Origin of the sequence: Ferrovibrio sp. MS7 (assembly GCF_038404985.1) — a bacterium.
Classification (GTDB): Bacteria; Pseudomonadota; Alphaproteobacteria; order Ferrovibrionales; family Ferrovibrionaceae; genus Ferrovibrio; species Ferrovibrio plantarum.
Genome location: NZ_JBBKBA010000001.1, coordinates 889,817 through 908,962, shown reverse-complemented (window position 1 = coordinate 908,962; position 19,146 = coordinate 889,817). Strand labels below are relative to the sequence as shown.

Annotated in this window: 18 protein-coding genes; 8 read left to right on the top strand and 10 right to left on the bottom strand. The window is 64.3% G+C overall.

Going from position 1 to position 19,146, the window contains the following annotated elements:
- Position 1: 1 nt before the first annotated feature.
- Together V6B08_RS04315 and V6B08_RS04310 are read right to left on the bottom strand one after the other, a co-directional pair.
- Entirely contained in the window at positions 2–2,170 is a 2,169-nt protein-coding gene (locus tag V6B08_RS04315) for a methyl-accepting chemotaxis protein (protein WP_341978467.1), read from the bottom strand.
- Positions 2,171–2,279: 109 nt separating this feature from the next.
- The gene (locus V6B08_RS04310) at positions 2,280–2,987 is read right to left on the bottom strand and encodes a ribonuclease T2 family protein (RefSeq protein WP_341978465.1); all 708 of its coding nucleotides are present in this window, start codon (positions 2,985–2,987) and stop codon (positions 2,280–2,282) included.
- Between the two features lie 56 nt (positions 2,988–3,043).
- On the opposite strand from V6B08_RS04310, the gene nth reads away from it, so the two are divergent.
- Entirely contained in the window at positions 3,044–3,739 is a 696-nt protein-coding gene (gene nth, locus V6B08_RS04305; RefSeq protein WP_341978463.1) for an endonuclease III, read from the top strand.
- A complete protein-coding gene (locus V6B08_RS04300) occupies positions 3,729–4,079 on the top strand; it encodes a hypothetical protein (protein ID WP_341978461.1) in 351 nt (116 codons plus the stop codon). The genes nth and V6B08_RS04300 overlap by 11 nt, the downstream gene beginning before the upstream one ends.
- A 2-nt stretch (positions 4,080–4,081) precedes the next feature.
- Here V6B08_RS04300 and V6B08_RS04295 read toward each other — a convergent pair whose 3' ends face one another.
- The 7 genes from V6B08_RS04295 to V6B08_RS04265 form a co-directional block, all read right to left on the bottom strand.
- A complete protein-coding gene (locus V6B08_RS04295) occupies positions 4,082–5,341 on the bottom strand; it encodes a flavin-containing monooxygenase (protein WP_341978459.1) in 1,260 nt (419 codons plus the stop codon).
- Positions 5,338–6,261 carry an NAD-dependent epimerase/dehydratase family protein gene (locus V6B08_RS04290; RefSeq protein ID WP_341978457.1) on the bottom strand — a complete coding sequence of 308 codons (924 nt, stop codon included), beginning with the start codon at positions 6,259–6,261 and terminating at the stop codon, positions 5,338–5,340. Before V6B08_RS04290 ends, V6B08_RS04295 begins: the two co-directional genes overlap by 4 nt.
- A complete protein-coding gene (locus V6B08_RS04285) occupies positions 6,258–7,166 on the bottom strand; it encodes a bile acid:sodium symporter family protein (protein ID WP_341978455.1) in 909 nt (302 codons plus the stop codon). The genes V6B08_RS04290 and V6B08_RS04285 overlap by 4 nt, the downstream gene beginning before the upstream one ends.
- Positions 7,167–7,189: 23 nt before the next feature.
- Positions 7,190–7,657, bottom strand: a complete 468-nt coding sequence (locus V6B08_RS04280) for a hypothetical protein (protein WP_341978453.1) — start codon at positions 7,655–7,657, stop codon at positions 7,190–7,192.
- An 8-nt stretch (positions 7,658–7,665) separates the two neighbouring features.
- Positions 7,666–8,463, bottom strand: a complete 798-nt coding sequence (locus V6B08_RS04275) for a bactofilin family protein (protein ID WP_341978451.1) — start codon at positions 8,461–8,463, stop codon at positions 7,666–7,668.
- Between the two features lie 89 nt (positions 8,464–8,552).
- Positions 8,553–9,230, bottom strand: coding sequence for an EI24 domain-containing protein (locus tag V6B08_RS04270; protein ID WP_341978449.1), 678 nt, complete (start codon positions 9,228–9,230; stop codon positions 8,553–8,555).
- Positions 9,231–9,245: 15 nt separating this feature from the next.
- The gene (locus V6B08_RS04265; protein ID WP_341978447.1) at positions 9,246–10,682 is read right to left on the bottom strand and encodes an amidase; all 1,437 of its coding nucleotides are present in this window, start codon (positions 10,680–10,682) and stop codon (positions 9,246–9,248) included.
- 86 nt (positions 10,683–10,768) lie between these two features.
- Between V6B08_RS04265 and V6B08_RS04260 the strand changes: the two genes are divergently transcribed.
- Both V6B08_RS04260 and V6B08_RS04255 read left to right on the top strand, forming a co-directional pair.
- The gene (locus tag V6B08_RS04260) at positions 10,769–11,767 is read left to right on the top strand and encodes an adenosine kinase (protein WP_341978446.1); all 999 of its coding nucleotides are present in this window, start codon (positions 10,769–10,771) and stop codon (positions 11,765–11,767) included.
- A gap of 2 nt (positions 11,768–11,769) precedes the next feature.
- Positions 11,770–12,996, top strand: coding sequence for a branched-chain amino acid ABC transporter substrate-binding protein (locus V6B08_RS04255; protein WP_341978444.1), 1,227 nt, complete (start codon positions 11,770–11,772; stop codon positions 12,994–12,996).
- 190 nt (positions 12,997–13,186) lie between these two features.
- On the opposite strand, the gene V6B08_RS04250 is transcribed toward V6B08_RS04255, so the two are convergent.
- The gene (locus tag V6B08_RS04250; protein ID WP_341978442.1) at positions 13,187–13,978 is read right to left on the bottom strand and encodes a FadR/GntR family transcriptional regulator; all 792 of its coding nucleotides are present in this window, start codon (positions 13,976–13,978) and stop codon (positions 13,187–13,189) included.
- A 130-nt stretch (positions 13,979–14,108) separates the two neighbouring features.
- On the opposite strand from V6B08_RS04250, the gene V6B08_RS04245 reads away from it, so the two are divergent.
- The 4 genes from V6B08_RS04245 to V6B08_RS04230 all read left to right on the top strand — a co-directional run bounded on the left by V6B08_RS04245 (position 14,109) and on the right by V6B08_RS04230 (position 19,144).
- Positions 14,109–15,449, top strand: coding sequence for a serine hydrolase domain-containing protein (locus V6B08_RS04245; RefSeq protein ID WP_341978439.1), 1,341 nt, complete (start codon positions 14,109–14,111; stop codon positions 15,447–15,449).
- Positions 15,450–15,588: 139 nt separating this feature from the next.
- A complete protein-coding gene (locus V6B08_RS04240; protein ID WP_341978437.1) occupies positions 15,589–16,839 on the top strand; it encodes a branched-chain amino acid ABC transporter substrate-binding protein in 1,251 nt (416 codons plus the stop codon).
- A gap of 75 nt (positions 16,840–16,914) precedes the next feature.
- The gene (locus V6B08_RS04235; RefSeq protein ID WP_341978435.1) at positions 16,915–17,865 is read left to right on the top strand and encodes a branched-chain amino acid ABC transporter permease; all 951 of its coding nucleotides are present in this window, start codon (positions 16,915–16,917) and stop codon (positions 17,863–17,865) included.
- Position 17,866: 1 nt separating this feature from the next.
- Entirely contained in the window at positions 17,867–19,144 is a 1,278-nt protein-coding gene (locus V6B08_RS04230) for a branched-chain amino acid ABC transporter permease (RefSeq protein WP_341978433.1), read from the top strand.
- Positions 19,145–19,146: the final 2 nt, after the last annotated feature.

Genomic DNA, 19,146 nt, shown 5'->3' with positions numbered 1-19,146 from the left:
CTTACAGCCGGAAGAAGCCCACCGCCGTGGCGAGCTGGTCGGCCTGGCCGGCCAGCGACTGCGCCGCGGCATTGGTCTGCTCCACCAGGGCGCCGTTGCGCTGCGTCATCTCGTCCATGTTGCCGACGGCGACATTGACTTCTTCCAGGCCGGTCGATTGTTCGGCGGAAGCGGCGGCGATTTCGGCGACGATATCCGACACTTTCTTGATCGCCGCGACGATCTCCTCCAGCGACTTGCCGGTCTGGTTCACCAAGGCCGCGCCGCTGCGCACCTGGTTGTTGGATTCGACGATCAGCGCCTTGATCTCCTTCGAGGCATTGGCCGAACGCTGCGCCAGGCTGCGCACTTCCTGCGCCACCACGGCGAAACCCTTGCCGGCTTCGCCGGCGCGGGCTGCTTCGACGGAAGCGTTCAGCGCCAGCAGGTTGGTCTGGAAGGCGATTTCATCAATCAGGCCGACGATATCGGAAATCTTGCGCGCACTATCCTCGATACGGGCCACCGCCGCTACCGCATCCTGCACCACGCTGCCGCCGCGATTGGCGGTATCACGCGCCGCCTGACTCAACTGGTTGGCGGCCTGGGCATTGTCGGCATTCTGCTTCACCGTGGCGGTGATCTCATGCATCGACGCTGCCGTCTCTTCCAGGCTGGCGGCCTGCTGCTCGGTGCGGCCGGCAAGATCATGGCTGCCGGCAGAGATTTCATGCGCCGCATCGCGCACCGCATGGGTGGCGGTGCCAAGCTGCTGCACGATCTCGGTCAGCTTGGTCGCCATGCGGTTGGCGTCCTGCTGCAATTCGGCGAATACGCCATGATGGCTGCCCTGCATGCGCGCGCCGAGATCGCCATCGGCGAGCTTGCCGAGCACCGTCGATAGTTCACGCAACGCGCCATCGGTGGTGGCGACCAGGCGGTTGACGCCATCGCCCAGTGTTTTCATCACGCCATCGAGTTCCGCCGTGTCGATGCGCCGCGTCAGGTCGCCGCTGGCGGCTGCCTGCACCACCTGGCCCATGGCACGGTCGAGCATCGCTTCCTGTTCGCGCCGCTCGGTCTCGAAGGCGGCGCGCTGGCTTTCCTGCTCTGCCGCCAAGCGGCGGTTCTCCTGCGCGTTGCGCTTGAACACACCCAGCGCCGCCGCCATGCGGCCGATCTCGTCGGCGCGGCCCTCGGCAGGGATCACGGTATCCAGCGCGCCATCGGCGATCTGCTGCATTGCGCCGGTCACCGCCACGATGGGGCGGCTGATGCCGCGCGCCAGCAGCACCGCCAGCACGGCAGTCAATGCCAGCGTGGCCGCCGCGATGGCCAGCAGGATGATCAGGTCGCGCTGTGCTTCGGCGGCCTGGGCGCTGATATCGGCGATGATCTCCACCACCGCTATCGGCTTGCCGGAGAAATTGTTCATGGGCGCGGTAAGCAGGGCCAGTTCCATGGTGCCGCGTTTGGCGCGGCCGGTGCGAACCTCGCCGGCCATCGCCGCCTTGAGCGCTTCCTGCGGCACGGCATCGACCTTCTGCGTCGTGGCGTAGAGCTTGAAGTTGTCGCCATCGGGCAGGTAGACCGCCACGTCGATGCGGCTGCGCGCCTTCATGCGCTTGACAAATTCCTCGCCCAGCACGGCGCCGGTATCGACAATGCCAATCAGCTTGCCCTCGAGGCGCATCGGTACGCTGGCGAAGATCGAGAGGTTGTCGCGGCCCGGCTCGATGCCGCCATGGGTGCGGCCGGTCTCAATCGCCGCCTTCACGGTCTGGCGCCGCGCCAGCACATTGTCGCCGAACGCGGTGGGATTATGCGAGCGCATGAACGCCACGCCATCGGGCGATTGAATCGTGATCAGGCCGATGCCCTGGCGCTCGGTGAGGAACTTCATCGTCTCGGCCAGCAAGGCCAGGGCAGCGGCACGGTCGCCGCGTGCCACCGCTTCCTGCACCGGGCGCAGACCCGCAACGGTATTGCTCACCGCTTCCAGCGTGCGCTGCTCCTGGGTCACGCCATCCTGCACATCGCCGTAGTAATCGCGCATCTGCTGGTCGATATCATCCTGCGCGCCGCGAAGATTATCGGCCACCATGTAGGCGGCGACGATGAAGATGCCGAGGAAGGTGGCGGCAAGCATGGCGGCGACGATGCGCGCGCCGATGGAGCGTTGCAGGATCATGATGAAATCTCCGCCGGCCGAATGCTGCAGCAGCCCGGCCTATCTATTGTGTAGTCGATGCGGGCGGATCATCGTTTAGGTGGCAGGGATTGGCAAGCCTGCCGCCCCTTCATTGCACCCGCAAGCGACGGCTCGGCCTGGAGCCGCCGACAGCCGGGTCACAGGCAACGTATTCCGTCAAATTCCGGCTGTAGCACAGTCTTACTTCGCTTAACGCCCCATCCCTCACAATCACCGCGATATGTTCAGGCTTTATGCCCGTATTTACAGCCTGTATCGCCTTGATCAGATCGCCGACCTGCAGCTCGCCGCGCCGCAGGTCTGGCAGTTGCAGGCGCTGCATCAGCCGCTCGGCGGCGGCGAAGTAGCCTTCCGCATCAAGGCCGGTGCAGGTGCCATGCTTGGCCCATTCGCAATTCATCAACACAGCGCTGGGCTGCTGGCAGAGATGGCGGCGCAGCAAGGCATCTGGTAGCGCCTCGACACGACGGCAATATTGCGGCCAGGCTGGCTCGCCTTTTGTTGCACCACGGTATTGCGGCCACAGGCCATGCAGGACGAAGCCGAAATTATTGTCGGCGCATTGCAGCCGGTTGGCGCGTGCACGGCCGGCATCGGCACAGAAGGCCGGCGACCAGCTCAAGGCCAGCACATAATAGTCGAACTGGCCGGGCGTGCCGCGCGCCGGGCCCTGGGCAGCACAGGCGCGGCTTTCCACGCGCTCGGGCAGGCGGCAGGATTGCGCCCAGGCGCCGGTCACGAGCGTGTCAGGAGCAGCGGCGAACAGGAGCAGAAGGGCGACAAGCAGGCGGATCATGGGCTACAAGATCAGGGAGAGAGAGCCAGCAAGCAAGCCCCGCCCCGATTCAGGCCATGCCCGCCGCGAATAAGCCGCCCCGCAAACCGAAGACCCGCAAGCCCAAAGCCCTGGCGCCCGAGGCCGTGCGCGAAATCTTCGCCCGCTTCGCTGCCGCCGAGCCGGCGCCCAAGACCGAACTCAACTACGTCAACGCCTATACCCTGCTGGTCGCCGTGGTGCTGTCGGCGCAGGCCACCGATGTCGGCGTCAACAAGGCGACAAAGAAACTGTTCGAGCGGGTACAGGATCCGGCGGCAATGCTGAAGCTTGGCGAGGCCGGCTTGAAAGAGCATATCAAGACCATCGGCCTGTTCAACGCCAAGACCAAGAACGTGATCGCGCTGTCACGCCTGCTGCTGGAGCAGCATGGCGGCGACGTGCCACGCGACCGCGATGCACTGCAGGCATTGCCTGGCGTCGGGCGCAAGACAGCGAATGTGGTGCTGAACGTGCTATGGGGCGAACCGACGATCGCTGTCGATACCCATATCTTCCGGGTTTCCAACCGCATCGGCCTGGCGCCGGGCAAGACGCCGCTGGCCGTCGAACTGGGGCTGGAGAAGATCGTACCAGCGGATTACATACAACACGCGCATCACTGGCTGATCCTGCATGGCCGCTATATCTGCAAGGCGCGGCAGCCGGCCTGCCCGCGCTGCATCATCCGCGACCTCTGCGCTTTTCCGGAAAAGACTCCCGATGTCGACTGAAGTGATCCGGCTGGTGCTGGACAGCAACGCCTATGACGCCGTGCTGCAGCATGACGATGCCGAGCAGATTCTGGCAGCGCTGGATGACGGCCGGATCGAGATCCTGGCCAGCCCGGTGGTGCTCGCTGAATTGCGCAAGGTGCCTGACATGTACCGCCAGGCCGATCTGATGGCGCTGTATTACGAATTGCAGAGCCGCCGCCTCAGCCCTCCCGATGCCAGCATGAAAAGCGCCGACCATCTTCTGCTGGCCCAGGCCGAGGCCGAAGGTGCCCGCCTGGTCAGCGATGACAAGGCGCTGGATGCGCTGCGCTATGCGGAGTTCAGGGCGCTGTTGTAAGGCTATACCAGCCCTTCAATCGCCTTGCGCGCATCCCGCTTGTATTCCAGAAAATCGACGAAGATGCCGTGTTCGCCGGCGTCCCGAGGCCGCGGCCCGGCGCAATAGGCGTCGATGCGGCGGCGGAAGGCCTCGCCGGCCGGCTTGGCCCTGGCCGCGATATAGGCGGCGATCAATTCCGCCTGCAGCATGCGGCCGGGCCAGCCGATGCCCGCGCCTTCCAGCAGGCCACAGACATAGAGGCCATTATCGCCCGGCGGAAAGATATTGAGATAGAGATGCGGCGCCGGCTCGCGCCAGTTCAGCCATTTCAGATCCAGGAACGGAAACGTGGTGCGATAACCGGTGGCGAGGATGATCAAGTCATACTCGGTACTGACGCCATCCTTGAAATGCACCACGCGGCCATCGAAGCGTTCGATCGGCTTATGCACCCGCACATCGCCCTGGCCCAGATGCTGCAGCACCAGGGAATTGACGATGGGCGTGCGGTCATAAAGCCGGTGGCGCGGCTTCGGCAGGCCGAAGCGTTCCGGTGGGCCGACCAGGATGCGGATCGCCAGACCATGAATGAACGAGCGCAGATTGCGCGGCAGCACGAAGCGACGGTTATGGTTGCCGGCATCGGCGGGCCTGCCGGCAACGAATTTCGGCACGAAATGATTTCCGCCGCGCAGGCTCCAGCCGACCGCCGTGGCGCGATGCACCGCATCCACCACGATATCGCAGCCGGTATTGCCGGCGCCGACGATCAACACGCGCTTGCCGTCGAAAATCTCCGGCGTCTTGTAACGCTTGGAATGGAATATCTCGCCCGAGAACGTGCCGGGGAAACTCGGGATATTCGGATCGCTCAGATGCCCGTTGGCGATCACCACGCCCTCATAGAGCGCCGTGCTGCCATCCGAGAAAGCGGCCCGCCAGGCATCGCCTTCGCGCGCCAGACTGAGCACGCCGGTATTGAGCCGGATATGCTCGTAGAGGCCGAAATGATGCGCGAACTTGTGCAGGTAGCCGCGCACCTGATCGTGGCGCGGATAAGCTGGCAGGTCATCGGCCATCGGCAGTTCGGTGAAGGCCGTGGTGCCCTTGGACGAGATCAAATGTGTCGAGGCATAGACCGCGCTGCCTTCCGCGCCATAGAGCCATTGTCCGCCGATATCGCCATGGCGCTCGGCGACAACGAAATCGAGGCCGGCCTGCTTGAAGGTCTTGGCCGCCGCGAGCCCGGCCGGGCCGGCACCGATGATCAGATAGGTCATGCCACACCCTGCCAGTAGCGCGCGAAGGCGCCGGCTGAGTCAAACGCCGGCACATAGCCGAACACGGTCTTGAGCCGCGTATTATCCAGCACCGGGCGGTATTGCAGGAACAATACCTGAGTCGGGCCGAGTTTGGTCAAGCCCAAGCGGTTGGCGGCAAACAGCGCGCCACGCATCAGCCCGGGCGGAATAGCCAGATAGGTCTTACCGATACGCGCTGCAATCTGGCGCAGGCTGAGCGCGCCATCGCCAGCGAGATTGTAGATGCCGGCCGGGCCATCCGTCGCGGCGCGCGCCAATGCGGCGGCGACATCGCTGTCGGCGATGAAGCTGAACGGCGTGGTGGCCCCGGCCAGCCCGGTGATCATCGGCCGCTCGAAGATGGCGGTGATCTGGTTCTTCAAGCCCGGCGCCAGCACGGTGCAGGGCCGGAACACCACCTGCTCGAGCTGCGGGTAGAGGTCGCGCCAGCGTGCCAGCATTTCCTCGACCAATCTTTTGTTGCGCGCATAGGGAAAATCCTCGTTGCCGCGCAACGCATCGGTTTCAGTCAAGGGCACCGGGTTGTCGGCATGATAGCCATAGGCGGCACCCGAGGAGGTGACGACCAGGCGGCGCACACCGGCTTCCTTGCAGGCGATCAATACATTCTCCGTGCCGCCGACATCGATGGCATGATCCAGCGCCGCATCGCCGCCGGCGGCGACCACGGAAGCCAGATGCACCACCACACGCGGCCTCACGCTCTGCATCAGCGCAACCAGCGCGGCGCGGTCGCGGATATCGCCCTGGCGGTAATCGACGCTGGGCACGGGCTGCGCAGGTGCGCGCAGATCAAGGCCGATGATGCTCTCGCCCGCCAGACGCCGCAGCAACACAGCACCAATGAAGCCGGCGGCGCCGGTGACCAGGATCGTCATGCGGCTTCCCGTTTCCTGTCCTGCCGGCGCCAGATCGAAGCCAGCGTCCAGCCCGACACGATATGCCACACGCCCCAGCCGGCGGCGATCAGCGCGGCGCCGCCGATGGCATCGAAATGATTGAGGATCAGCGCCAGGCCGAGACCGGAATTCTGCATCCCGACCTCGATGGTAATGGCGCGGGTATCGGGCACATTCAGGCCGGCGAGTTTCGCCGTGCCATAGCCGACACTGAGCGCGAGTGCGTTATGCACAGCCACCAGCGGCAGGATGATGCCGATGAAGCCGAGGAAGTATTTGCCATTGGCAATCGCCGCCGCGCCGATGAACAGGATCAGGAACAGGAACGAGCCGGCCTGGAACGGCTTGCGCAGCCGGGCAGCCAGAGCGGGCAGGTGATGCGCGATCAACATGCCGGCAGCCATCGGCAGGCCGAGCACGGCGGCGGTGGAGAGCAGGAACGGCACCGGTTCGATATTCACCTGGCGCAGCAAAGTGGCGGTTTCGGGATTGAGCCCGGCCCAGAACAGGATATTGAGCGGCGTCGAGATCACCGCCAGCACCGATGAGAGTCCGGTGACACAGACCGAGAGCGCGGTATTGCCACGCCCGAGATGGGTGATCAGGTTGGAGAGATTGCCGCCCGGACAGGCACCGACGATGATCATGCCGAGTGCGATGCTTGGATGCGGCTTGAGCAGCATGGTCAGCGCCCAGCTTGCCGCTGGCAGCAGCAGCACCTGGGCCAGCATGCCGAGCACCGGCGCGAAGGGCTTTTTCAGCACGGCGGCGAAATCGGAGAGCCGCAGATCAAGCGCGACACCGAACATGATCAGCGCCAGCACGACGCCAAGCACGGTTTGACCGGTGCTGTCGATGCGCAGCACCACCTCGTCCATGACCATGGCGCATCCTTCCCCGGGTTGGTTTATGAAACAGGTTTGCCCGGGGCGGGGCTGGTTTTCAAGAGGGCGGCGACGCAATCGGCGTCGCTGATCTGGCTGCCGCGGCGGCGCGGCAGGGCTTCGGCATGCTGCACCCGCTGCACGCCCGGCGTTTCCGTTGGGTAAAGCACGAACAGCAGCACGCAGGCGGGCGTCTCGGCGAGATACTGCCAGACCTCGGCCGGGGCTTCGCGGCGCAATTGCGCCGGCTGGCCGAACAGGGCGCGCAGTTCGGTCGCGTTCTTGCCGATGGCATCGCTGCTGACGGCGCGGCGCGGCGCTTCGCCTGGCACGCTGGGCGGCGGCACCAGGGCGAGATTAAGGGTGTCGGCGGGCGATAGCGCCGGCTGCGGCGCAGACACGGCTTCGGCCTGCGGTGGCTTAGCGCCGCCGCAGGCCGAGAGAACCGCGAGAAGCAGCGCGGCAACGATGCCGCGCGCCACGGAACGCATAGGCTGGATTACTCGGCGGCGACCGAGGAAGACAGACGGTTGCCGGCCGCCACGGTCTGCACCGTGCCGCTCAGCTCACCGCCGCATTCCACTTCGATCTGGCCATAGGCGATCTCGCCCATCACCTTGCCGGTGCCGCGGATCAGCAGACGGCCGCGCACGGAGAGCTTGCCTTCGAACTTGCCGCGCACTTCAGCTTCCTCGATCTCGGCCGAACCCTTGAACTGGCCGGTCTCGGCGATCTCGACAAAACGGCTGTCGGTGAGAGTGGCTTCCACCTTGCCCTCGACCACTACCTTGTCGCAGGCGGTGATCTGGCCGGTGAGGCTGATTTCGCGGCCGATGATCAGCACCTTCGGCTCCGGCGATTCGCTGCGCGAACTGGTGCTGTTGCTGGTGGCAACCACCGAAGCAATCGCCGGCATCGCCGGCGCGGCGGGGGCCGCCGGCTTCGCGCCAAGATCCATCGCCGGGCGCTTGGCGATCTCGGGACGGAAGGTCGGGGTGCTGGACGGATTGTCGCTCATGGTCGATCCCTGATTGGCAGAAATGGTGGGGTTGGCAGAAGCAGTCGGGTTGGTGGAAATGGTCGGCGCCTGGCTATTGGCAGGCAGGCTGGGCTTGCCGAAGCGCTGCATGTGCAGCGGCAGCGGCGGCAAATCTTCGCTGGCGGTCTTGCCATCCTCGGTGTTTTTCACCGGCACCGCAACAGCGGCCTGCGGTTCCAGCACGGCTACCGGCGGTTTCGGCGGTGGTGCCGGCGGCAAATTGGCGGCTTCTTCACTGGGCTTCTTGCGACCAAACATGCGGTACCCCTCATCCCTAATGCTCTGCGCCACAATCTGTGTTGCGCCGCGATCCTGGGGTTCCCTATCCGGTGCTGCGGCGGCTCCTGTCAGGCCGCACGCGGCAAACGCTTGAAGATATGGACCATGAAGGCCGTGGCGACGATCGGCACGATCAGATTTACCAGGGGAATGGTTAACAGAAGGACAATAACCACGCCGGCCAGCCACAGATCGCCGCGATGGCGCAGGCGCATGGCATCAACCTCGGCGCGCGAACGGTAGCGGCCCGCCACCTGTTCGAAATATTCGCGGCTGACCAGATAGCCGTTCACCGTGAAAAACAGCGCCAGCTTCAGCGGCGGGAAAAACAGCAGCAGCAAATAAACCGGCAGTAATGCAGCATTCAGCAGCAAAACCACCAGCAGGAACCGCGCCGCCTGCAGCAGCGAGGCGGTGGTGCTGAGCGGCTGGCCTGGCAGATCGGCCGGGTAATAGCGCTGCTCCACTGCCGCCGCGACATCATCCAGGAACAGGCCGATGGCGGCGGTGAGCACCAGGGGGAACAGCAGCAGCTTGAGGAAGAACAACCCCAGCCCTGAGCTGACCGCGATCAGGCTGTCGAGCCAGCCGGTGCCGGTGGAGGGAATTTCCGTGATGCCATAGCCGAAGCCGACACTGAGCAGCAGGAAGATCACCACCGCCACGCCCAGCCCGCGCAGCAGCACTTGCCGGAAGGTTGGATCGGGCAATTGCTGCAGGGCAAGGCGGAGCGAGGCGAAAATCACGGCGGGATTCCTGTGTTATTTCGGCGTCACCGGGTTATGCGTGCCGAGGTTGAGATCCGCTTCCAGCAAGGCCGAAAGCGCCAGCAATTCGGCATCGCCGCGCGGCCGCGCCACGATCTGCAGGCCGACCGGCAGGCCGCTGCGCGTGAAGCCGGCCGGCACCGAGATCGCCGGCGTGCCGGTGAGCGTGACGGCGAAGGTGAGGATCAGCCAGCTTATGTAGGTGTCGAACTTGCGGCCATTGACCTCTTCGAGATAGCGCGTGCGGTGATCGAAGGGCGGCGCCACCACGGTCGGCAAGGCCAGGAAATCGTGATGCTCGAAGAAGGCCGCGATGCGGTTGTAGAGCAGGCCCTGCTGGCGCCGCGCCTCGGCGATTTCCGGCCCCGTATGCTTGAGGCCCTTTTCGGCATTCCAGATCACTTCCTTTTTCACCACGTCGAGCTTGCCCTGGATGCGCGGCCACACCGTGGCGGCGAAGTTGATCGCGCGGAGCACCTGGAAGCATTCTTCCGAACCGGAGAAATCCGGCGCCTTGTCGTCGACGCGGGCGCCGAGCTTTTCCAGCCGCTGCATCGCGGCTGCGCAGATCGACACCACTTCCGCATCCACCGGGCAGAGGCCGAGATCAGGGCTGAAGGCGATGCGGCAGCCACCGGCGAAGCGGCTCGGCAGCCGGCCCAGTGCCATCTGGCGGTCCACCGCCGAGACAAAACTTTCATCAGGTGCGGGCAGGCTCAGCGGGTCGCGGGTATCGAGGCCGGATTGCGCATCCAGCAGCAAGGCGACATCGCCGACCGTGCGGCCCATCGGGCCGTTCACCGCCAGGGTGTCGAAGGGCAGGCCGCGCGGGCCTAGGCCAACCCGGCCCGGCGAGGGGCGCAGGCCGACCACGCCGGCAAAGCTGGCCGGGATACGCAGAGAGCCGCCGAGATCGGAGCCATCGGCGAGCCAGACCTCGCCGGTCGCCACCGCCACTGCCGAGCCGCCGGACGAGCCGCCCGGCGTCAGCGCCGTGTTCCACGGATTGGTGGTGGTGCCGAACACCTCGTTGAAGGTCTGGGCACCGGCACCGAATTCCGGCGTATTGGCTTTACCGACGATCAGCGCACCCTTGCGCTCCAGCCGCTCCACCGACCAGTCCGAGGTGGTGGAAATGTGGTTCTCGAAGGCGCGGCTGCCCCAGGTGGTACGCACGCCGGCCACTTCCACCAGATCCTTGATCACCATGGGCAGGCCGTAGAGATAGCCGGGGCCAGGACGCTCGGGATGCTCCAGCCGGGAGGCAACCGCCCGCGCCCGCTCGAAACAGCGGGTCGGCACCGCGTTGACCTTGCCATCGACCTCGTTGATGCGCGCTTCGGCGGCATCGATCAGCTCCAGCGGCGAAACCTCGCCCTTGCGCAACAGCTCCACCGCCTGGCGCGCGGTCAGCTTGATCAGGTCATTCATGCTCTCGAATCCTCCACCGAATTGCGTTCTTTTCGTGACCAGGGTAAGGGAGAGTAGCTGCAATCACTTTTCCCGGGTAGGCTTCCATGTCAGGTCAGAAAACCGCCGTCCTTGCCGTTGGCAATGCCATCGTCGATGTGCTCGCCGAGGTGGATGATGCCTTCATCGCCCAGCATGGCATGGCCAAGGGCCACATGACCCTGATCGACGCCGCCCGCGCCGAGGCGATCTACGGCGCCATGCCGGCACAGAAGACCCGCATGTCTGGTGGCTCGGCCGCCAATACCGCCGCCGGCATCGCCATGCTCGGCGGTTCGGTCAGCTTCGTCGGCCGCGTGCGCAACGACGAACTCGGCGATGCCTTCAGCCATGATATCCGCAAGATCGGCGTCGGCTTCGATACCAAGGCGGCAACCGATGGCCCGGCCACGGCGCGCTGCCTGATCCTGGTGACCCCCGATGCCCAGCGCACCATGAACACCTATCTCGGCGCCTGCGCCGAGATGACGCCCGACGATGTGAGCGCCGCCGCCGTCGCCGGTGCCAAGGTGACCTATCTCGAAGGCTATCTGTGGGACCAGCCGCGCGCCAAGGAAGCCATGCGCAAGGCGATGCGGCTGGCGCATGAAGCCGGCAACAAGGTGGCGCTGACGCTTTCGGATGCCTTCTGCGTCGAACGCCACCGCGCCGAATTCCAGTATCTCGTCGAGCACGCGGTGGACATCCTGTTTGCCAATGAGAGCGAGATCATCTCGCTCTACCAGAGCAGCGATTTCGACGGTGCCTTGCAGCATGTGCGCCATCATGTCGATGTGGCGGCGCTGACGCGCTCGGAAAAGGGCTCGGTGATCCTGGCCGGCGAGACCGTGCATATCATCGACGCGGTGAAGGGCGTGAGCGTGAAGGACACCACCGGCGCCGGCGATCTCTATGCCGCCGGCTTCCTGCATGGCTATACCGCCGGCCTCGACCTGCATGCCAGCGGCCGGCTTGGCAGCCTCTGCGCGGCGGAAGTGATCAGCCATGTCGGCGCCCGGCCGCTGATCGACCTCAAGCCCTTCGTGCAGCAGGCGCGTGCCGGTTGATCATGCCCAGGCTGACCATGCGTGGCTTTCTTGTTGCGGCGCTGCTGTTCTGCGTTGCTGCTGCCGCGCAGGCAGCGGAGCCGGTCCGTGTTGCCTTCATCGATCCGCTGTCCGGTGGCGCCGCTGCCGTAACGCAGAACGGCCTCAATCATTTCCGCTTCATGGCCGAGCGCCTGAGCAGCGGCACGCGCAGCTACGAGATCGTTGCCTACGACAACAAGTTGAGCCCGCAGGAAAGCATCGTCGCGGCGCAGAAGGCGATCGATGCCGGCATCCGCTTTATCGCCCAGGGCAATTCGTCGGCCGTTGCCGCCGCCCTGGTGGATTTCCTGGACAAGCATAACGAGCGCAACCCGAACCGGCAGGCCTTGCTGCTGAACTACGCGGCGATTGATCCGGCGCTGACCAACGACAAATGCAGCCCCTGGCATTTCCGCTGGGATGCCCATGCCGACATGAAGATGCAGGCGTTGACCGACTTCATCAAGGCACGGCCGCAGGCGCGCAAGCTCTACCTGATCAACCAGGATTATTCCTTCGGTCAGGCGGTGCGCAAATCAGCGCTCGACATGCTGCAGGCCAAGCGGCCTGACTTGCAGATCGTTGGCGATGAACTGCACCCGATGGCCAAGATCACTGATTTCGCGCCCTATGTGGCGAAGATCAAGGCCAGTGGCGCCGACAGCGTGATCACCGGCAACTGGGGCTCGGATCTGGCGCTGCTGCTGAAAGCCGCCGCCGATGCCGGCCTGCAGGTCGACTGGTACACCTATTACGCCAGCGGCATCGGCAGCCCGACCGCGATCCGCCAGACCGGCCTGACGCACCGCGTGTTCGCCAGCATCGAAGGCCATGCCAATCACCCGGAGGCCGACCGCGACGGCATCGAGACCGCCTACCGCGCCCGCTTCGGCGGCAGCTTCAACGTGCCGCGTATCCGCGCCCTGATGGACATGCTGGATGCCGCCATCGTCAAGGCCGGCAGCACCGAACCGAAACGCGTGGCGGCAGCATTGGAAGGCATGCGCTACCGCACGCTTTACGGCCAGCCAGCGGAGATGCGCGCGACTGACCACCAGTTGTTGCAGGATCTGGAAATCGCTTCCTTCGGCCCGCTGGAAGCCGGCATGAAGTTCGACGAGGAAAACACCGGCTGGGGCTGGAAGACGCAGGGCGTGGTGAAAGCCGCCGCCACCGCTTTGCCCACCACCTGCAGGATAAAACAATAATCGTCATCCTCGCGAAAGCGAGAATGACAGGACACGAAAAACAAGGAATGCGTCATGCCCCGGCTAAAGCGGGGCATGACGGCCAACCGATCAAATACCATCGTCATGCCCGGGCTTGACCCGGGCATCTCACGCCAGACTGCCTGAGATCGCCGGATCAAGTCCGGCGATGACGAGTAGAGGTGTTGCCCTACTCCGCCGCGCTGCGGCTGGCGCTTTCGCGCATGCGGGTGGCATCCAGCAGCACTGAATCGAGCGGCTGGTTGAGGTCGCGGCCGCCAAGCTCGAAGCCCTTGCGCCAGTCGTTGAGATGGCGCCGGGTCCAGAGCCGGCCGAGTTCGACATCCTTGTCTTTCAGCGCCTGCACCAGCATGCGGTGCGCCTGGATCAGGCGTTCGGCGCCCTGGCTGATATCGCGCACCACCAGTTCGGTGACGGAATAGATCAGCATATTCGATGGCTCGCGGGCCAATTGCAGCACGCGGTTGTTGCTGGCTTCTTCCAGCAGGATATGGAATTCGCCATCCAGTTCGCCGACCGCCGCCGGATCATGCTTGGCGGCTTCGGTGGCGGCGATGTTGCGCTCCAGCCGCTCGATCAGCTTCGGTGTGGCGCGGTTCATCGCCAGTTCGAACGTGGCGAGGCTCATCGCCATGGTGGCTTCCCACAATTCCAGGAAACTGACCTGGTGCAGGATCAGCGCGCGGCTGACACGGGTGGAAAGCTTGTCGTAATGCGGCAGGCCGACGATCAGCCTGCGGCTGGGATCGCGGCGGATCAGGCCGCCCTGCTCCAGCAGCCGGATGCCCTCGCGCACCGTGGAGCGGTTGACGCCGAACTGCTTCACCAGTTCGGCCTCCGTGCCCAGCGCCTCGCCCGGACGCAGCCGGCCGCTGACGATCTCCTGCTCGATCATCTCGGCCACGCGCTGATACGCGGGAATATTGCTGATGCGCGGAAAGCGCTCGTCCTGCTGAGCCATGGTGACTTCGGTTCCCCCGCGCATCGAGGAAGCCGCGAAATCAGGCCCCCTTGACGCGCCCCCTACTTTGTCCGACAATCCCACAAATAAGGCGTTCAAGCAAACGAAACGCCATTTGGGAGGAAATACGATGCAGCGTTATGGCCTGCCGCGTCAATTCGCGCGGCACGATAAGACCCGCTTTCTCGCCCCCACATCCATTCTTGCAGCAGGCCTGCTGCTCTCAGCGCCCGTGCTGCTCTCAACAGCCGTGCTCGCCGCCGAGGCGCCGGCCGAACTGGCGCGCGAAAAGCCGGAAGCCCTGGGCTTCTCCTCCGCCAAGCTCGGCGCCATTTCCAAGCGCATCAAAAGCGATGTCGATGCCGGCACCATCCCGGGCGCGGTATTGCTGATCGCGCGGCACGGCAAGGTTGCCTATTTCGAAGCCATCGGCCAGCAGGACCCGCAGGCCAAGATCCCGATGGCCAAGGACAGCATCTTCCGCATCTATTCCATGACCAAGCCGATCACCAGCGCGGTGGCGATGCAGCTGGTGGAGGAAGGCAAGGTCACCATCGGCGATCCGGTGGCGCGCTACATCCCGAGCTTCAAGGACGCCAAGCTGGGCGTCGAAAAGCCCAGCGCCGACGGCAAGATGGTGCTGGAACTGGCACCGGCACGCGCCCCCAGCGTGCAGGATCTGCTGCGCCATACCGCCGGCATTACCTATGGCTTTTTCGGCGACACATTGCAGAAGCGCGCCTACCGCGAGAGCGTGTCGCTCAGCACCAATATCGACAATGCCGAATTCGCCGACCGCATCGCCAAGCTGCCGCTCGGCTACCAGCCCGGCACCACCTGGGATTACGGCTACAACACCGATGTGCTGGGCCGCGTGATCGAAGTGGCGGACGGCAAGTCGCTCGGGCAGTCGATGCAGCAGCGCATTTTCAATCCGCTGGGCATGAAGGACACGGCTTTCTACGTTACCGACGCAGCGAAGCAGAAGCGCGTTGCCGAGCCTTTCGCCAATGATCGCAATATCGGCACCGATGCCGATTTCTTCGATCCGCGCCAGGCGGCGAAATGGGAATCCGGCGGCGGCGGCCTCACCGGCACGGCAATGGATTATGCCCGCTTCCTGCAGATGATGCTGAACAAGGGCAGCTTTGGCGGCAAACGCTATCTCAGCCCCGCCACCGTCAGCTTCATGACCGCCGATCATATGGGCGATGTGGTGAAGCCCGGCCCGTTCTACCTGCCAGGCACAGGCTATGGCTTCGGCCTCGGCTTTGCCGTGCGCAAGAGCGATGGCGTGTCGCCGCTGCAGGGCTCGGCCGGCGAATATAACTGGGGCGGCGCCGGCGGCACCTATATGTGGGTGGACCCGAAGCAGAACCTGTTCGTGGTGTTCATGATGCAGTCGCCGAAGCAGCGTGTGCCCTATCGCAGCCTGCTGCGCGACATGGTGTATGGCGCGCTCACGAAGTAAGTGGCGCCGCACCGATAGAACAGATTAGGCAAACGAGGTGATTGCACGGATTTGACGGCATTTCCTGCGCAATAGGCAGGGGATCGGCGAACCGCCCGCTCACGGTGCGGCGCCGCGACATAAAAAGATGGAGGAAACGATGGCTGTGGTAGGTAAAGTACTGGTGCCGGCGTTACTCGGCGCGGCGGCGCTGACTCTGATGGCATTGCCAGGGCAGGCGCAGGTGAAGATCGCCTATATCGATCCGTTGTCCGGCGCCATGGCGCCGATCGGCGAAGGCGGCGTGAAGCATTTCAACTTCATGATCGACCGCATCAACGCCAAGGGCGGCGTGAACGGCCAGAAGCTGGAACTGGTCACCTACGACAACAAACTCTCGCCCCAGGAAAGCATCGTCGCGGCACAGAAGGCCATCGATGCCGGCATCCGCATCATCACCCAGGGCAACGGCTCCGGCGTCGCCGCCGCGCTGATCGACTTCGTGAACAAGCATAACGAGCGCAATCCCGGCAAGGAGGTGGTCTACCTCAACTATGCCGCCGTGGATCCGGCCTTCACCAACGACAAGTGCAGCTACTGGCATTTCCGCTGGGATGCTCATGCCGACGTGAAGATGGCGGCGCTCACCAGCTACATGAAGGACAATCCGAAGATCAAGAAGGTCTACCTGATCAACCAGGATTATTCCTTCGGCCAAGCGGTGCGCAAATCCGCCACCGAGATGCTGAAGGCGAAGCGGCCCGACATCCAGATCGTCGGCGATGAACTGCATCCGCTGGCCAAGGTGACCGACTTCTCGCCCTATGTCGCCAAGATCAAGGCCAGCGGCGCCGACAGCGTCATCACCGGCAACTGGGGTTCCGATATCGCGCTGCTGCTGAAGGCGGCGGCCGATGCCGGCCTGCAGGTCGACTGGTACACCTACTATGCCGGCGGCGCCGGCGGCCCCACCGCGATCAAGCAGACCGGCCTGAAGGACCGCGTCTATGCCATCGTCGAAGGCGGCCCGAACCACATGGAAGGCGGCAACCAGGCATTCGAGGAAGAGTTCCGCAAGAAAGCCAATATGGGCGTGTGGTATCCGCGCGTGCGCAATCAGATGGAAATGCTGGCCCGCGCCATGAACGAAGCCAAGTCCAACGACCCGAAGGTGTTCGCCGAGAAGCTGCGCGGCATGAAGTACACCAACATCTACGGCTCGGCGACCTACATGCGCGCGGAAGATCACCAGTTCTTCCAGGACATGTTCATCGAGGTGTTCACCCCGATTGCCGAAGCCAAGCTGAAGTATGACGAGGAAGGCACCGGCTGGGGCTGGAAGACGGCGGCGACGGTGAAGATGGCCGACACCGACGTGCCGACCACCTGCAAGATGGCGAAGCCGAGCTGAAGCGGCGTAGAATGGCGGCGGCGCCAACAAGCCGCCGCCATTTTTCTTCTTGGGGGCTTTTCAGGGGGATCGGCCTTGCTTGAACTGGTGGTGTTTTCGACGCTGAACGGCGTGCTCTACGGCATGCTGCTGTTTCTCCTGGCCTCCGGCCTCACCTTGATCTTTTCCATGATGGGCGTGCTGAATTTCGCCCATGCCAGCTTCTACATGCTGGGCGCCTATTTCGGCTTCCAGCTCAGCCAGTGGCTCGGCTTCTGGGTGGCGCTCATCGCCGCCCCCATCCTGGTCGGCCTGATCGGCGCCGGGGTCGAACGCTGGGGCCTCAGGCTGGTGCACAAGCACGGCCATGTCGCGGAATTGCTGTTCACCTTCGGCCTCGCCTTCGTGATCGAGGAAATGGTGCAGATGATCTGGGGCAAGCTGCCGGTGGATTACCGCGTGCCGCCGCTCTTGGATTTCTCCGCCTTCACGCTGTTCGGCACCACCTATCCCGCCTTCCGCATGTTCATGCTGCTGATCTCGGTGGCGATCTTCCTGGTGCTGCTGCTGATCCTCACCCGCTCGCGCATCGGCCTGGTCATCCAGGCGGCCTTAAGCCATCCCAACATGGTGGCGATGCTGGGCCACAATGTGCCGCGCGTGTTCATGCTGGTCTTCGGCGTCGGCTCCGGCCTGGCGGCGATTGCCGGCGTGATCGCTGGCCCGGCCCTGGTGACGCAGCCGAGCATGGCGCATGTGCTCGGCCCGATCCTGTTCGTGGTGGTGGTGTTTGGCGGGCTGGGCTCGCTGCCCGGTGCCTTCATCGCTTCCCTGATGATCGGCCTGATCCAGACCTTCGCCATCGCGGTGAACTACTCGCTCGGCGACCTGCTGAGCCTGCTGGGCATGGCGCGGCCGATGCAGGGCGCGCTGTCGGATCTGTGGCAGGTGACAGTGGCGCAGATCGGCCCGGTGGTGCCGTATCTGATGCTGGTGCTGATCCTGATCTTCCGGCCCACCGGGCTGATGGGCACGCGGGATACCTGAGATGAGCGCCATGACGATACAGCAACCCTCTCTCATCCGCCGCTACTGGGTCTGGGCCGCGATCATCGTGGTGATGATCGCGCTGCCCAGGATTTTCACCTCCGGCGCCGCGCTCACCACCATGTGCCTGATGGGCATCATGGTGATCTTCTCGCTGAGCTATAACATGCTCTTGGGCCAGACCGGCATGCTGAGCTTCGGCCATGCGGTCTATTATGGCCTCGGCGGTTTCCTCGCCGTGCATGCCATGAATATCGTCACGGCAGGCAAGCTGCCGATCCCGCTGCCTTTGGTGCCGCTGGCCGGCGGCGCCATGGGGCTTTTGTTCGGCATCATTTTCGGCAGTGTTTCGACACGCCGCGCCGGCACCGCCTTCGCCATGATCTCACTGGGCTTAGGCGAACTGATCTTCTCGCTCTCCCTGATCCTGCGCGGCTTTTTCGGCGGCGAGGAAGGCGTCACCGCCAACCGCACCAAGCTGCTGCGGCTGTTCGATATCAGCTTCGGGCCGCAGATCCAGGTCTATTACCTGATCGCCTTCTGGTGCTTCATCTGCATCGTGGCGATGTATGCCTACACCCGCACGCCGCTGGGCCGCATGTGCAACGCGGTGCGCGAGAATCCGGAACGCGCCGAATTCGTCGGCTATTCGACGCAGATGATCCGCTTCATCACCTTCTGCGCCTCCGGCTTTTTCGCCGGCATCGCCGGCGGCCTGGCGGCGATCAATTTCGAGCTGATGAATGCGGTCAACGTCTCCGGCGCACAATCCGGCGTGGTGCTGCTGATGGCCTATATCGGCGGCATCGGGCTGTTCTACGGCCCGATCCTTGGTGCCATTCTGGTGACGCTGCTGCAGGTCATGCTCTCCGATATCACCGGTGCCTGGCTGCTGTATTTCGGCCTGCTGTTCATCGTCATGGTGATGTTCGCCCCCTATGGCATCGCCGGCCTGCTGGCGATGCATCTGCCGCTACTGCAGAACCGCACGCTCACCCGCATCCTGCCGGCCTATGGCCTGATGGCGATGCCCGCGGCACTCGGCTTCCTCGGCCTCGTCACCCTGATCGAGACGGCACATCATCAACTCGTAAAGACCGCCACTGACGGGCCGGCGATGAAACTGTTCGGCATCGCCTACAAGTCCAACATGGCGGCGCCCTGGATCATCGCCCTGGTGCTGATCATCGCCGGGCTCTATCTCGGCTACCGCTGCGCGCCGGTGCTGAAACGCGCCTGGAACGATGCTCTGACACCCTCGATCCAGGGGAGGGCCTGAGC